Annotated in this window: 15 protein-coding genes and 1 riboswitch; of the genes, 10 read left to right on the top strand and 5 right to left on the bottom strand. The window is 49.5% G+C overall.

The genetic code is table 11. From position 1 onward, the window contains the following. Window positions 1-47 precede the first annotated feature (47 nt). Together BBB58_RS14425 and hemG are read right to left on the bottom strand one after the other, a co-directional pair. Complete coding sequence (locus BBB58_RS14425) at window positions 48-1,130, bottom strand: TIGR04053 family radical SAM/SPASM domain-containing protein (RefSeq protein ID WP_074037820.1); 1,083 nt, start codon at window positions 1,128-1,130, stop codon at window positions 48-50. Further along, window positions 1,127-2,491, bottom strand: a complete 1,365-nt coding sequence (gene hemG / locus BBB58_RS14420) for a protoporphyrinogen oxidase (RefSeq protein WP_074037819.1) — start codon at window positions 2,489-2,491, stop codon at window positions 1,127-1,129. Before hemG ends, BBB58_RS14425 begins: the two co-directional genes overlap by 4 nt. Window positions 2,492-2,606: 115 nt before the next feature. Here hemG and BBB58_RS15205 point away from each other — a divergent pair, with 115 nt between their 5' ends. Together BBB58_RS15205 and glsA are read left to right on the top strand one after the other, a co-directional pair. Next, window positions 2,607-2,771, top strand: coding sequence for a hypothetical protein (locus BBB58_RS15205; protein WP_167365524.1), 165 nt, complete (start codon window positions 2,607-2,609; stop codon window positions 2,769-2,771). Between the two features lie 48 nt (window positions 2,772-2,819). After that, window positions 2,820-3,761 carry a glutaminase A gene (glsA, locus tag BBB58_RS14415; protein ID WP_074037818.1) on the top strand — a complete coding sequence of 314 codons (942 nt, stop codon included), beginning with the start codon at window positions 2,820-2,822 and terminating at the stop codon, window positions 3,759-3,761. Here the strand turns inward: glsA and BBB58_RS14410 are convergent. Then, complete coding sequence (locus tag BBB58_RS14410) at window positions 3,758-4,531, bottom strand: CHAD domain-containing protein (protein WP_074037817.1); 774 nt, start codon at window positions 4,529-4,531, stop codon at window positions 3,758-3,760. The two genes, glsA and BBB58_RS14410, sit on opposite strands and share 4 nt — an antisense overlap. A gap of 70 nt (window positions 4,532-4,601) precedes the next feature. Between BBB58_RS14410 and BBB58_RS14405 the strand changes: the two genes are divergently transcribed. The 4 genes from BBB58_RS14405 to BBB58_RS14390 all read left to right on the top strand — a co-directional run bounded on the left by BBB58_RS14405 (window position 4,602) and on the right by BBB58_RS14390 (window position 9,213). Further along, window positions 4,602-5,930 carry an MATE family efflux transporter gene (locus tag BBB58_RS14405; RefSeq protein WP_244150796.1) on the top strand — a complete coding sequence of 443 codons (1,329 nt, stop codon included), beginning with the start codon at window positions 4,602-4,604 and terminating at the stop codon, window positions 5,928-5,930. Between the two features lie 119 nt (window positions 5,931-6,049). Further along, a complete protein-coding gene (nagA, locus tag BBB58_RS14400) occupies window positions 6,050-7,198 on the top strand; it encodes an N-acetylglucosamine-6-phosphate deacetylase (protein ID WP_074037816.1) in 1,149 nt (382 codons plus the stop codon). Continuing rightward, window positions 7,195-7,959, top strand: a complete 765-nt coding sequence (gene nagB / locus BBB58_RS14395) for a glucosamine-6-phosphate deaminase (protein WP_074037815.1) — start codon at window positions 7,195-7,197, stop codon at window positions 7,957-7,959. The genes nagA and nagB overlap by 4 nt, the downstream gene beginning before the upstream one ends. A 150-nt stretch (window positions 7,960-8,109) precedes the next feature. Next, window positions 8,110-9,213 (top strand): LCP family protein, encoded by a 1,104-nt coding sequence (locus BBB58_RS14390; RefSeq protein ID WP_074037814.1) that lies wholly within the window; start codon window positions 8,110-8,112, stop codon window positions 9,211-9,213. 28 nt (window positions 9,214-9,241) lie between these two features. Here BBB58_RS14390 and BBB58_RS14385 read toward each other — a convergent pair whose 3' ends face one another. Together BBB58_RS14385 and BBB58_RS15675 are read right to left on the bottom strand one after the other, a co-directional pair. Continuing rightward, a complete protein-coding gene (locus tag BBB58_RS14385) occupies window positions 9,242-9,778 on the bottom strand; it encodes a GntR family transcriptional regulator (RefSeq protein WP_439097890.1) in 537 nt (178 codons plus the stop codon). After that, window positions 9,779-9,970: a GntR family transcriptional regulator gene (locus BBB58_RS15675; protein WP_439097889.1), complete on the bottom strand. Its 192-nt coding sequence runs from the start codon at window positions 9,968-9,970 to the stop codon at window positions 9,779-9,781. It abuts the gene before it with no gap. 95 nt (window positions 9,971-10,065) lie between these two features. Between BBB58_RS15675 and BBB58_RS14380 the strand changes: the two genes are divergently transcribed. From BBB58_RS14380 to BBB58_RS14365, 4 genes are all read left to right on the top strand, one after another. Then, window positions 10,066-11,226, top strand: coding sequence for an alanyl-tRNA editing protein (locus tag BBB58_RS14380; RefSeq protein WP_074037813.1), 1,161 nt, complete (start codon window positions 10,066-10,068; stop codon window positions 11,224-11,226). After that, window positions 11,220-11,648 carry a GNAT family N-acetyltransferase gene (locus BBB58_RS14375; RefSeq protein WP_074037812.1) on the top strand — a complete coding sequence of 143 codons (429 nt, stop codon included), beginning with the start codon at window positions 11,220-11,222 and terminating at the stop codon, window positions 11,646-11,648. Before BBB58_RS14380 ends, BBB58_RS14375 begins: the two co-directional genes overlap by 7 nt. 77 nt (window positions 11,649-11,725) lie before the next feature. Then, a riboswitch (Lysine riboswitch) is annotated at window positions 11,726-11,905 on the top strand. Window positions 11,906-12,019: 114 nt separating this feature from the next. Beyond that, window positions 12,020-13,219, top strand: coding sequence for an aspartate kinase (locus BBB58_RS14370; RefSeq protein WP_074037811.1), 1,200 nt, complete (start codon window positions 12,020-12,022; stop codon window positions 13,217-13,219). A 12-nt stretch (window positions 13,220-13,231) separates the two neighbouring features. Then, window positions 13,232-14,227, top strand: a complete 996-nt coding sequence (locus BBB58_RS14365) for an aspartate-semialdehyde dehydrogenase (RefSeq protein ID WP_074037810.1) — start codon at window positions 13,232-13,234, stop codon at window positions 14,225-14,227. The last annotated feature ends 2 nt before the right edge of the window (window positions 14,228-14,229 follow it).

The raw sequence follows: 14,229 nt of genomic DNA, 5'->3' as shown, positions 1-14,229 counted from the left end.
GATTCATATAACCCAATCTTACACGGAGAGGGAATAAATGGGAATCATTATTGTGACACGAGAGGACGTTCTGGTTGATAGATACAGTACGGTTCTGATTCTTTGAAATCGCCAGTGACCGCATAGGCTCTAGCACGCGAACCACCACATAGATAACGATACTCACAATACCCACACTTTCCGTGATGACTATCCGGATCACGTAGCGCCTTGAATGTCGGATGATGGCGATAAATATCGGCGAGAGGTGTCGTTCGGACGTTTCCGCAGGTGATTGGTAAAAATCCGGACGGCTGTACGTCCCCTGTATGTGAGATAAAGACGAATCCGTTGCCGTCATTTGTCCCACGAGGTGCCTTCGCCAAATCGTCATGTGGATGTCCGATTGGGGGAAGCCCTGCTGCCCGGCGACGCTGATTTTCTTGGCGGGCGACTCTCCGATAAAATTGGGCTTCCGTCGTCGAGATGATGAAGGGTGCCGTCTCTTGTAGAGAGAACGCCCATTTCAATACTTCCTCATGTCGCTCTGGTGTAATGGGTTGTAACAGGGATCCGCGTCCGGTCGGAACGAGGAAAAAGAGCGTCCAGACGGATACACCGAGGGATTCTACGAGTCTCGCCATTTCCGGTAATCGATCGACATTGTATTCGGTCACCGTCGTATTGATTTGAAATGACATCCCTTCTTCTCTGAAATATGAGATTCCTCGAATGGTACGGTCGAAGCTGCCGCGTGTACCGCGGAAGTAGTCATGCGTCACGGCGTCTGGTCCGTCAATAGAGAAGGCCCAACGTGACAAACCAGCTGCTTTTGCCCGTTTCACGGCATCGTGAGTTACACGAGGTGTAGCTGAAGGTGTCATCGAGACGCGCATCCCAAGGGATGAAGCATATGCGGTCAATTCAAATAAATCTTCACGCATGAGAGGATCACCGCCCGTAAAGACGAGAATCGGGTTATCCATCGCATGAATCTCGCGAATCAATGCCTTCCCTTCTTCCGTGTCGAGTTCGTTTTCGTAACGATGAAATTGTGCCTCTGCCCGGCAGTGGACGCAGGAGAGCGCACAGGCCCGTGTGACTTCCCAAATGACGATGAACGGGTTCTCGTTATAGTCGATACGTTTCATACCGTCACCGCCTGTCGAAGATGTAAGTGATCGACCGCCCGTTTGGCGGAATCCACGCAGTCAGGTAATCCGACCCCATGGAGAATGGCGCCACACGCTTCGACGCCGTCCCACTTCAAAAGTGCTTCTTCGAACGCGCGGACGTCCTGTTTATGACCGACCTCATACTGTGGCATCGTTTGAATGTGTCGCTCGACTTTCGTGAAGAGGGGAGTCCCGACTTTTTGAATGCGTCGTAGTTCGCCTAAAGCGAAGTTTGCGATTAGATCATCCTCTTCATGGAGCAGGGACGGGACATGTTCTGAACTGATATACATGCGGAGCAATGCTTTTCCTTTAGGTGCTAGGTGTGGCCATTTTTTATGCATCCATCTACAAGCGGTCAAAGCGTTTCCTTCCGATTTGGCGATGACGTAGCCGGTTCCATCTAACGCATCGACATCTGACTCGTCGAAGGCGGCGAGTACGGTCATCGAAGAGGTACGTTTTAACGATGACAAACGTTCGGCTTCCGGGAATCCGAGCAAAGGTCCGAGTGCATGCGGCGATGTGGCCATAATGATGCCATCAAACTGTTCGATCGTCCCATCGGCAAATGTGACTTCATGAGGTCGAACGGATTGAACGACCGTCTTTAACATGAGTCGATCAATCGACGGACGGAGCGCCTCGATGAGTGCTCCGAGTCCTTGCTCAATCGACAGGAACTTACCAGTCTCGGACGGCTTTACACCGGCTTGGACGGGAGGAGTGAGTGCTTTCATTCCGAGAATCAGACTGCGAGTTTTTTGTTCAATCTTTATAAACTGAGGGAAAGTAGACTCGATGCTCATGTCATCGAGTGTCCCGTTGTAAATCCCTGACAGAAGCGGTTCGATCATCGTATCGACGACTTCTGAGCCAAGTCTCGTCCGAAAGAAACGGTCGAGCGAGATATCCTCTCCTGTATACACGCGTGGAATCACGAGATCGAATCCGGCGCGAAGTTTTCCTCTCCAAGTAAAGAGATCCGTTTTGACCATCGGCCAAAACTTGGTCGGGATGCCCATGACCGATCCGGCCGGCATCTGTCTCAGTTGCTTCCGTACGTAAATGTAAGAAGTCCCGGTTCTGGAGCGGACGAGTTGATCTGCGAGACCTAGACTTGTAATAAGTGATGTCAAGGTCGGCTTTCGTGCCATATAACCGTCGGGTCCAGTCTCTAACGTAAAACCATCCTGATAAATGGTCTTAATTTTTCCACCGAGACGCTCCTGCGCCTCAATCAATGTGACATGAGCTCCGGCTTCTTTGGCATAATAGGCTGCGGCAAGTCCGGTGATGCCACCTCCGATAATCGCGATTCGATTCAATTGATTCACCCATTTCTCTAAAATTGTTGTCGTCTTAACGGTACCGAGAATGTTGATGGAGATATAGGATAAGTGTCACGGACTTCTAGACAAATTTGTCACGAATTCGAAAGGGGACGATGGAATGGCTTCCTTCCTCATCGTTGCGACTCTTGTGATGGTGGGCATAATTGGGTTTATTGTGGCGATGAATCGGCATGGAGAAAAGTTGGTTGGAGATGAGGAAAGTCCACCGATGATTTGGGCGGATGAGGACTGGTATAAAGATGATGGACCACCGGACGGATAATATGATAAGATGACCCGGTTGAAATTTGATGGAACATGAGGTGATGGAATGAATGTACTCGAACAACAGTTGAACCACTTGGTTGATGAGTGTCGTCCGTACACGGCTCAAGGGAAAGTGGCGGACTATATCCCTGAACTCGCACATGTGAAAAACAATTTACTCGGGGTGGCGATTTGTTTGCCGGATGGTACGTATATTCACGCGGGGGATGTTCATCACAAGTTTACGATTCAGAGCGTATCGAAGGCGCTCACACTTTGTTATGTATTGATGGAGTTCGGGGAGGACTATGTCTTTTCGAAAGTAGGGATGGAGCCGACGGGGGACGCATTCAACTCCATCGCCAAACTCGAGGAAACGGTCCCGTCAAAACCACTGAATCCGATGATCAACGCCGGAGCGTTAGCGGTGACGAGTATGATTTTGGGGGAGACGGCAGAACTCAAAATCTATCAGTTCCGCCAGTTTTTAGCGACGTTGTTAAATCGCTCGGTCGAGGAGGTCACGTACGACGAAAAAGTCGCCCGCTCTGAATACGAGACGACCGACTTGAACCGTGCCCTGCTCTATTTCATGCGTCATCATGGAATTGTGGATGGAGACGTCGATGAGATCATTGATGTGTATACGAAACAGTGTGCCATCGAGATTGATTGTTTTGATTTGGCGCGAATCGGGCGTGTCTTTGCAGGGAATGGAGAAGACCCGGATACGGGCGAAGAGTTGATTCCACGTCGGGTCGTCCGAATCGTCAAGGCCATCATGACGACGTGTGGCATGTATGATGCATCGGGTGAGTTCGCTGTCCGGGTCGGTCTAACAGGAAAAAGTGGGGTATCGGGTGCCATCTTGGCGGTCGGGAACCACGAACTGGACTTGAATAACGTTGGGTTTGGCATATTTGGCCCGGCACTTGATTCAAAAGGGAACTCGATTGCCGGAATGAAGTTGTTGGAACTACTGATTGAGCGCTATACTTCGCGCTAAATCGAGAGGTGCTCCACAGATGCATCGAGTTCCTGCTGTAATGTTTCAATTTTTCTGTCGTATGCAGACTGTAGTTCAGCTGGAGGGGTGAAGGCGCGCCAACGCTTTAACAGTTGGTCATGGTCGTTCATATCACCGAGTTCAGTTTGCATCTTTTTTAACGTGCGGACAGTGTCCATCGAAGCATCCGATTCATAGCTTAGCAAGTACTCATGTAAGTAACGTTCGCGTTTGACGGCTAAACGGACTTTATGGAGTGCTTCAAGCTGTTCTTTTCCATCGGATTGTTCGTGATAGACGCGTACACGTTGCTTGCGCTCGCTTTTCGCCTTTTCTAACATCGGAGAGGCGTTCGTTTTTTTGAACGCACTAAATAACGGTCCGCCGATGAAACGACGTACTTGTTGATCGAGCGACGGGGTCATTTTTTCACTGACTCGGGTCGAAAGGATCGTCCGTGCGATGGCACGTTCTGTCTCCATCGCTTCAAGAAACGCATGGTCGAGTTCGGTTTTGGAATCAAACGTTTCGATGAGGACGTCGAGGTCGCGCACATGACCGAGTGCCTCCATCAATTGTTTGAGTTGTCGGAACGTCGCCGGCTTCGTTTCATATAGTTGCATAAACGTGATCAATTTCCGTAGATGAACGCGAGCGCGATGAATATCCTCGGAATTGTTGAAGGTGAGGGCTTCCGTCACATAGTGATTGAACGTGTTCCACGTTTCCAACAGTTCAAATTTAAGCTTTTCTGCATGCCGTTGATTCATGATTATAAGTTCCTTTCTGAAAAAGAGATGAGGGTTGTCCATGTACCAAACACATTAATTAAAAGAAAAAATCAAACTGTTCTTCACGATTTTCTTTCCAATTTTAGTCACGCAAGTGTCTTTTTATTTGATTAGCTTTTTTGATACCGTTTTGTCCGGACGGGCGGGTGCCGTCGATTTGGCAGGTGTCGGAGTCGGTTCAAGCTTGTGGATGCCGGTGTATACCGGACTGAGTGGAATCTTGCTGGCGGTGGCCCCGATCGTTTCGCAAGCGCTTGGTGCGCGAGACCGTCAACAGATTCAACGAACCTTGTTTCAAGGTATCTATTTAGCCATCATGCTAAGCGTAATCACGCTGACGTTGGGTTCATTCCTTGTGCCGATGGCAATCGAGAGCATGGGGCTCAGTGTAGAAGGGAAACGAATCGCGACGCAATACTTGCTTGCCCTTGGATTCGGTGTCTTGCCGATGTTCCTGTTCAATGTGCTACGCACGCTCATGGATGCCTTGGGCAAGACGCGAGTCTCGATGATCCTCATACTATTAGGGTTACCCATTAATGTCGGATTAAATTACATCTTCATCTTCGGAAAACTGGGGGTGCCGGCGTACGGCGGAGTTGGAGCGGGAATCGCCTCAAGCATCACTTACTGGCTACTCTTCTTCATGGCCTTCTTCTTCGTGAGAAACGGGAAGCCATTCCGCGAATACAAGTTTTTACGGACGACCGAACGAATGGTCTGGCTCCGACAAAAAGAGCTGTTACAACTTGGGACGCCAATCGGGCTCGCCATTTTCGCAGAAGTCAGCATCTTTGCGGCGGTCACGGTATTGCTCAGTTCATACGGTGACCAAATCGTCGCGGCTCACCAAGCGGCGATTAACTTCGCTTCGTTTGTTTACATGTTGCCACTCTCAGCATCGAGCGCATTGACGATCGTCGTGGGGTATGAGCTTGGCGCGAAACGACTGCAGGATGCCGTCCGCTATACAAAAATCGGGCTCGCGCTCTGTCTCGGTGTTTCTATCTTTTCCGGTGCTTTTTTGTTTTTTTTAAACGAACGGGTCGCGGCTATTTATACGAATGATCCGACGGTCGTGGACCTTGCAGCTCACTTTATGATCTTCGCTGTATTCTTCCAACTGTCAGATGCTGTCGCGGCACCGATCCAAGGGATATTACGTGGCTTTAAAGACGTCAACATCACGCTCGTCCTTTCACTCGTCGCTTATTGGGTCATCGGTTTACCACTCGGGTATGTCTTGGCAGAGCACGCCGGATTTGGACCAGACGGTTATTGGATTGGCTTGATTGCCGGGCTCGCAGCCGGAGCGGTCTTGTTATTCCTCCGGTTAGTATGGATTGTCCGGCGCTACGGGACGGTTCAATCGACATAAAAAAGGAGAAGATTGTTCGCAAATGTGAACAATCTTTTATTTATTTAAAATTGGTCTATACAACTATACTTTTATCCGATATGATAACATGGAGGAAAACAAAAAGGAGTGGTGAACCGATGGGGACATTGATCAATGCTCGTATCGTGTCAGCAGAACAAACATGGGAACATGGATATATCAGATGGAATGGTCAAACGATTGATGAGATTGGATCGATGGACCAGTTTGAACAACAGGATGAACCTGTGATTGATGTCGCTGGAGCGCTCGTGACACCGGGTCTCATCGATGTGCATATCCATGGGGGATATGAAGTCGATACGATGGATGCGGATGAATCAAAACTTCGACGATTGAGTAACGACATGCTACAGGAAGGTGTCACGTCCTTTTTCGCGACGACTTTCACGCAGTCAAAAGAAGCGATTGAGCATGCATTGAAGGCAGTCCGAAATGTCATCGAAGCGCAGGATACGACACTCATCGGAATCCACTTGGAAGGTCCATTTGTCAACGTGGAGATGGCTGGGGCACAACCGGCAGAATATATTATCGACCCGGATGCCGAGCAGTTCCGGAAATGGCAAGAGCTTGCCGGCGGTCATATCCGTCTTGTCACTTATGCACCGGAACGTCCAGGTGCACGTGAGTTTGAAGCTGTTCTTCGCGAAACCGGTGCAATCGGTTCGGCGGGCCATACGAGTGCGACATTTGAAGAGAACAAGCAGGCGGGCGTCAAACATGGGACGCATCTTTATAACCAAATGCGTGGGTTGCACCATCGAGAACCCGGAACGGTTGGGTATTGTCTCTTAGAGGGTGGGGTCATCGCGGAAATCATTCCGGATGGGATCCATAGTCGTCCGGAGATGGTCGACTTCGCGTTTCGCTTAAAAGGAGCAGATGAACTTGTCGTCATCACGGATGCGATGCGAGCAAAAGGACTTCCGGACGGACAATATGAACTTGGCGGTCAACCGGTCATCGTAGCGGACGGGGCTGCGCGACTTCAAGCCGGAAACCTGGCGGGCAGTGTGTTGACGATGGATGCTGCCTTTCGAAACATTCAGGCATATACGGGATGTACGGTGGAAGAAGCGGTCAAAATGACTTCGACGAATGCGGCCAAAGAATTCGGATTGACGACAAAAGGAGACATCAAATCGGGGTTTGATGCAGACCTTGTCGTTTGGGATGACACGACACATGTTCAGATGACTTTTGTCAAAGGTCGAATCGTATATGAACGGGAGGAACAAAGATGAATGTACTAGTCGCAAAGACGGCGAACGATGCGGAACGAATCGCCTATACGCTAATCAAAGAACGGATTTCAGGGAAACATGACTTCGTACTCGGTCTCGCAACCGGTAGCACACCGGTCGGGATGTATCAGATGTTTAAACAGGACGCGCTCGACTGTAGCCACGTGACGAGCGTCAATTTAGATGAATACATCGGATTATCGCCCGAACATCCTCAAAGTTATAACCGCTTCATGAAAGATCGACTCTTCGATGAGGTACCATTCAAACAAAGTCACCTCCCTCAAGGGGACGCGCCGGACTCGGAAGTGGAAGCATCACGTTATGAAGAACTTGTTCGGACACTCGGTGTCGATTTACAGCTTTTAGGGATTGGTGAGAATGGGCATATCGCCTTCAATGAACCGGGTACAGCGCTCGATGCGAAGACACATGTGACCGAACTCACGGAGTCTACTCGGGAAGCCAATCGTCGATTCTTTGATCGGTTAGAAGATGTACCGACACACGCCATCACGATGGGGCTCGATACGATCATGAACGCACGTGAAATCGTCCTAGTCGCGACAGGGGAGCGGAAAGCGGAAGCGGTGCAGCACATGATTGAGAGCGTACCGACGGTCGACTGGCCGGCCACGATCCTTCAGGCCCATCCTAGTGTGACAGTCGTACTCGACGAGGCGGCGGCATCACACTGTGCGGAATCCTTACAAGCCCGTGGACAAGAAGCGGCAACACGATTTTTTACCATTCGGGATTAACGGACCTGCGGAGTCATCTCCGCGGGTTTTTCTATGTTCAACTATGGGAAAATGTAAAGAAATGAATTTGTCATCAAAACGTTTTCGACAAATTTCTCGCTTTCCTCTATAATGAGTGAAGCTCATTATTTTGACTCGAAGGAGACCGATATGAATTCTAGAACACATGCTCGCAGACAGCGCACAGGTCCGTCTGCGTTTTATAAGATATTTAGTGCCCTCGTGCTGATTGCGATTATTGCTGGATCTAGCATTTACGGTACAGCGTTTTACAAAGCCCACAATATGTTGTCAGGCACCCAAGTCACATTAGAGGATGACCCGACGGTTGAGCCGACTCGTTATGATAAAGAAGATACGGAGACGTTCTTGGTTTTAGGGACAGACCTTTCGCCACAGAAGAAAGCGCGTGGCGAGTTTGGACGATCAGACGTTATGATTGTCGTCATTTTAAACAAGAAAGAAAAGCAGACGACGATGCTCAGTATCCCGCGTGACTCGTATGTCAATATTGACTACACGGGATATAACATTCCTTATGGCAAGACGGGACTTGATCAAGATAAGATCACACACGCTTACTACTTTGGTTCGATGGATGAATCGAATCCAAACAACGGGATGCGGATGGCGACGAACACGATCGAAGATTTAGTCGGTGTTGAAATCGACCATGTCGTCTCGCTCAACTTCCAAGGGTTCGTTGATTTCATTGATGCTGTAGGTGGAGTTGAGATTGATGTTCCGTTCTCATCACAACAAAACAGTTACGATGCGTCACGTGAGACAGTTCAAATCGAACAAGGGCTTCAACAGCTTTCTGGTGAAGAGGCACTTGCCTACGTTCGAAATCGATACGATGATCCACGTGGGGACATCGGTCGTGGACAACGCCAGATGGAAGTCATCAATGCCGTGCTCGAACAATCACTCGGCACTTCACTCCTAAACAATTACGATAAGGTCTTGAAAGCCGTCGGCGACAACATGCAGACGACACTTGGCCCGAATGACTATATGCGTTTAATTGAAGATGTTGGCGCGCTTCACAATACGGTGCAATATCAATTGACTGGAGAAGGTGCCCGGGCAGATGACGGACACTTCTACTATTTCTTGAACGAACCGCTTCTTGAAGAAGTACGCTATCGTGTACAACAAGCGGACGCCGGTAATCGTGTCGAGCCGATGTCCGATACAGAACTCGAGTCGTATACGTTAGACCCGAGCGGGGTAACGTACGAAGCTCAATAAAAAAAGTTTGCCCTCGGGCAAACTTTTTTTATATGCGGTCCATGGCGACGGTCAAGGAGTATGAATCTCCGCGAAAGAGTGAACGACTATACTCGAACATGTCACCGTTCTCGAGATAAGTTCGCTGGTCAATCAGCAATACCGGTGCGTTCGGAGAAATAGTGAGGAGCTTGGCTTCTTCTGGACCGGCGCTCCGGGCTTCGAGTGTTTGTGTTGCATTTTTCAGGCGTAAGCCATGCTGTTCGGCATAAGCATAAATCGATCCCGTCGCGTCATCTTGCGTCAGGTCAGGCAATAAATGAACGGGAATATAGGCGGTTTCGAGCGCAAGTGGGTGATCATCGGCGAGTCGTAGCCGTTTCATTTCATAAACCGGTGTTTGATTTGGGATGCTTAGTTGCTGCGCGATGCGATCCGTTGCCGGAATGACCTCGTATGACAAGAGACGGCTGAGCGGTCGCATGCCTCGATGTTTGATTTCCTCGGAAAAACTCGTCAGTCCCGATAACGTCATCGCAATCTTCTGACTCGCGACGAACGTGCCTCTTCCTTTTTGACGGCTCATTTAACCGGCGTTGACGAGGTTCATGATGGCTTGACGAATCGTCATCCGACTGACGTGAAATTGCTCGGAAAATTCACGCTCTGAAGGCAAGGTGTCTCCTGGTTTTAACAATCCGTCATCAATTTGTTGCTTTAAGTACGCTTCAATTTGATAATAAATAGGTAACGGAGATTGTTTATCGATTTCTAACATATCATTTCGCTCCTGACTGAGAAGATGTATGTTTCATTATAGACGAAATTAAACTAGTTGTCTGAACAGATTATAGAGAGAAGGTGGAGGACAAGATGGAACCATATACAGCAAGTACAGTCGTGACCTCAATAAAGGAAGACGGCAACGGTCATTGGCACACACTCGAGAACAGCCCGTTTTATGCGGAAGGTGGGGGACAACCGGCTGACCGTGGATGGATTGGGACGCATCCTGTACTGGACGTACAAATCAAGGACGGGGAAGTATGGCATCTCTTGTCAGAATCATTACCAGCGGGCACGACGATAGAGGTTCGAATCGATGAGGACGTCAGACGGGATCATTCCATCCAGCATACTGCTCAACATGTGATAACGGCGATTTTGGAAGACCGTCATGGCATTCGGACGCTCAGCTTTGGAATCGGAGAGACCGATTCATCTATTGAGATTGAAACGGCAACGATGGACTGGGTGCACGTTGAGGCACTTGAACAAGAAATGCAACAAGTCATCTTTGAAAACCGTCCGATTCGTGTCTATGAAATCCCAAAAGAAGAAGTAGACCGGGCGCGCTTACGGAAAGAGACGGACCGAACGGGGATGATTCGCATCGTCGAAATCGAAGGTCTAGATTACAATGCATGTGGTGGTACTCATGTGGAGACAACGGGACAACTCGGTACCATCCATGTGACGGCGATGAAGAAAGTGAGGGGGAATCTCCGCTTGACGTATGTGGCGGGAAGTCGAGCGATCAAGGCGACTCAACAAGCGCGAGCAGCGTTGCGGACGATTCACCATACATTCTCGACAACGAATGAATCCGTGGCAGCCCGTGTAATCGAAGAACATACGATTCGTTTGGAACGTGAAAAAGAAATCAAAACGCTCGAAGAACGGATTGCCAAAGCGAAAGTGGAGGCCGTGTTGAAAGAAGATAACTATGTGGCCTTACATGTCGGGAGAACAGAAGCGGAAACGTTGACGACCGCCATCATCGAACGAATCGCAGCAACAGGACGAATTGCCGTTGGCGCTAACTATGGAACGCAGAAATTGTTCGTCATGCATGACGGGACACAGGATATCGCCGTCGGCACATTCTTGAAAGCGGCGCTCCAAGAGATGAAAATCGGTCGTGGCGGTGGAAGCCATAAGCAGGCCCAAGCGCGTTTCACATCCGTAGCGGAACTAGAAAAGGGAATCGAAGAAATCGTGAAACGATTGCAGGAAGGAGTTTTACCATGTTGATCATTCAATCGGGAAACGAAGCAGCGTTGATTGAACAGGCCAAACAAGTGCGGGAAATCGTATTCGTTCAGGAACAAGGAATCGATGCGAGTTTAGAATACGATGATTTAGACGATATGTGTACACATGTGGTCGGGCTCCTTGACTCCGAACCTGTGACGACAGCGCGTCTTCGTCCAGTCGACTCGACTGTCGGAAAAGTGGAGCGAGTGGCGACGATTCAATCGGCCCGGGGCCATGGATATGGGAAAGACATTATGATTGAAGTTGAACGTGTCGCGAAACGTCAAGGGTTGGTTGAACTACGATTGGGTGCACAACTGACGGCGCTTCCGTTTTATGAAAAGCTCGGGTACGAGGCGTTCGGAGATGAGTTTTTGGATGCCAATATCCCGCACCGCATGATGCGAAAAACATGGTAATCTTTTTTTGAAATATCCCATTTTTAAAAAAAAAGTTTGGCAAGAAGATTTCGTTTTGTTATAACTAATACTAACAACTGACAGATAGAGGTTGCGAATGACATGAGTAAGCTTGGTTGAAACGGACGCACTCCGGACCGAGCCGAAAGGGGAAATTCGCCGAAGTCGACGTTCACGTGCGTGTGAATGAAGGCTGGGGTAGTCGTGAATAACGCCTACACTGCCATGGTCAACTACCATGGAGCGCTATCTACGGAACGATTCTTTAATCGTTTTTCAACTGCGCGTACAAGCGGCAGACCGTAGGGAGAGTGCTTCCTACCGGTCTGTCGCTTTTTCTGTTGGTTGACATCTTGAAAGTGGGGAACTTGATGACAACCGTACTGAAATTTGGTGGCAGCTCCGTTGCCACAATCGAACAAATACAAGCCATTTCGGACTATTTACAGACACGTGTGGCGACCGGTGAAAAATTGGTCGTCGTCGTATCGGCGATGGGCAAAACGACAGATTCGCTCTTGTCGCTCGCCAAACAAATCACGGATCGCCCGATGATTCGCGAACTCGACCGGCTACTCGCCGTTGGAGAAGAACAGACCATCAGCCTACTCAGTATCGCCTTGAACTCGCGAGGCGTACCGGCCATCTCATTAACAGGACAGCAAGCCGGGATTGATACGATGGGCATTCATACGAAGAGCAAAATCAAAGCGATTCGGAAAGAAGTGTTACACGAGAAGTTGCGTCAATACGACGTCCTGATTGTCGCCGGATTCCAAGGCGTGAATGAAGCGGGAGACGTCACGACCCTTGGGCGTGGCGGTTCGGACACGACAGCCGTCGCACTGGCGGCCGTCCTCAGTCAGCGTTGTGAAATTTATACGGACGTCGCGGGTGTATATACGACGGACCCACGAATCCATCCGACGGCGAAACGGCTTGATACGGTCTCCTATGACGAGATGATGGAGATGAGTGCACTCGGTTCAAAAGTGATGGAGATGCGAAGCGTGGAGCTCGCAAAGAAATATGACGTCAATATTTTTGTTGGGAAGACGCTTTCGAGCGAAGGAGGAACATGGATCATGGATACGACGCAAGCGATGGAACAGAAAGCAGTCACGAGTGTGAGTGTCGTCAAGAACGTACTCAGTGTCTCAATCAAACATATTCCGCATACGGCGGCGGGAGTCGCAGACATTTTTGAACGTTTGTTAGAGCGACACGTCAACATCGATATGATTTCACAGACGGCATTCGACGGCGAAGTGTTTCTCTCGTTCACATGTCCGCTCGATGAAGAGGCGTTTTTAGAAGAGGCGCTCGCGGAGTTGACAGCGACCTTGCCTCAAATCAAAATCGATCGTCATACGGAACATGCAAAAATTTCTGTCGTCGGAATCGGTATGCGAGACGCGACAGGGGTCGCATCAGAGCTCTTTGCGACATTCCGTGAGATGGGGATTCCATTCTATCAAGTCACGACGTCTGAAATCAGTATTTCCTATACGATTCAAGAACAAGACGTAGAAGCGGCAGTCGCAGCCATTGCGGCTCGGTTTCACTTATAAGGGGGGAGCATAATGTATAACGTAGCAGTCGTCGGTGCGACAGGTGCCGTCGGACAAAAAATGATTGACGTCTTAACAGAATATGAATTTCCAATCAGCGAGTTGAGACTCTATGCTTCAGCCCGCTCGGCAGGAAAGACGGTCGAGGTGAATGGGCAATCGATCGTGATTCGTGAATTGACCGATGCGATTTATGCGGACCCAATCGATATCGCACTCTTCTCTGCAGGTGGGAGCATCAGTGAACAATATGCCCCTCGGTTGAGTGAGCAAGGAGTCATTGTCATCGATAATTCAAGTGCATTCCGAATGCGAGAAGGAATTCCACTCATCGTACCGGAAGTGAACCGAGTCGAACTCAGTCCGGAGAGAACGCTCATTGCGAACCCGAACTGTTCCACGATTCAATCGGTCGTGGCGCTCGCGCCTCTAGCGGAAGTATACGGACTGACACGCGTCGCCTATACATCTTATCAAGCGGTATCGGGATCGGGTCAAAAAGGGATCGATGACCTCGAGCGCGGTGCGCGCGGAGAGGAACCGACGAATTATCCGTATCCGATTTATGATAACGTGTTGCCGCACATCGATGTGTTTCTAGAAAATGGCTATACGAAAGAAGAACAGAAGATGATGGATGAGACACGTAAGATTTTAAATGCGCCAAACCTCGGGGTGACGGCCACTTGTGTCCGAGTGCCGGTGCGAAACAGTCATGCGGTCTCGATCACGGTGTCGCTCGAGCGAGATGCGACGGTCGCAGAACTGAAAGCAGTCCTCGCCGATGCACCAGGGGTCGTGTTAATGGACAATCCATCCGAATTGACATATCCGACACCGCTCGATGCGAACGGGACGGATGAGGTGTATGTCGGACGAATTCGCCGAGACGATTCACAACCCAATACGTTCCATCTTTGGTGCGTTGCAGATAACGTCCGAAAAGGGGCGGCAGCGAATGCCGTTCAAATCGCGCAATGTATGATTAGTCAAACAGCGACGAAATAAGG

Source organism: Exiguobacterium profundum, from assembly GCF_001909285.1.
Taxonomy (GTDB): domain Bacteria; phylum Bacillota; class Bacilli; order Exiguobacteriales; family Exiguobacteriaceae; genus Exiguobacterium; species Exiguobacterium profundum.
The sequence above is the reverse complement of the archived record's forward strand: the minus strand, read 5'-3'. Positions and strand labels throughout refer to the sequence as shown.

Bases quoted from the DNA above. Each gene is read 5' to 3' on its own strand.
- nagA (WP_074037816.1), top strand. From the start codon at position 6,050: ATGGGGACATTGATCAATGCTCGTATCGTGTCAGCAGAACAAACATGG.
- BBB58_RS14375 (WP_074037812.1), top strand. From the start codon at position 11,220: ATGTTGATCATTCAATCGGGAAACGAAGCAGCGTTGATTGAACAGGCC.
- BBB58_RS15675 (WP_439097889.1), bottom strand. From the start codon at position 9,970: ATGTTAGAAATCGATAAACAATCTCCGTTACCTATTTATTATCAAATT.
- BBB58_RS14370 (WP_074037811.1), top strand. From the start codon at position 12,020: ATGACAACCGTACTGAAATTTGGTGGCAGCTCCGTTGCCACAATCGAA.
- BBB58_RS14380 (WP_074037813.1), top strand. From the start codon at position 10,066: ATGGAACCATATACAGCAAGTACAGTCGTGACCTCAATAAAGGAAGAC.
- BBB58_RS15205 (WP_167365524.1), top strand. From the start codon at position 2,607: ATGGCTTCCTTCCTCATCGTTGCGACTCTTGTGATGGTGGGCATAATT.
- BBB58_RS14365 (WP_074037810.1), top strand. From the start codon at position 13,232: ATGTATAACGTAGCAGTCGTCGGTGCGACAGGTGCCGTCGGACAAAAA.
- BBB58_RS14390 (WP_074037814.1), top strand. From the start codon at position 8,110: ATGAATTCTAGAACACATGCTCGCAGACAGCGCACAGGTCCGTCTGCG.
- BBB58_RS14425 (WP_074037820.1), bottom strand. From the start codon at position 1,130: ATGAAACGTATCGACTATAACGAGAACCCGTTCATCGTCATTTGGGAA.
- BBB58_RS14410 (WP_074037817.1), bottom strand. From the start codon at position 4,531: ATGAATCAACGGCATGCAGAAAAGCTTAAATTTGAACTGTTGGAAACG.
- BBB58_RS14385 (WP_439097890.1), bottom strand. From the start codon at position 9,778: ATGAGCCGTCAAAAAGGAAGAGGCACGTTCGTCGCGAGTCAGAAGATT.
- glsA (WP_074037818.1), top strand. From the start codon at position 2,820: ATGAATGTACTCGAACAACAGTTGAACCACTTGGTTGATGAGTGTCGT.
- nagB (WP_074037815.1), top strand. From the start codon at position 7,195: ATGAATGTACTAGTCGCAAAGACGGCGAACGATGCGGAACGAATCGCC.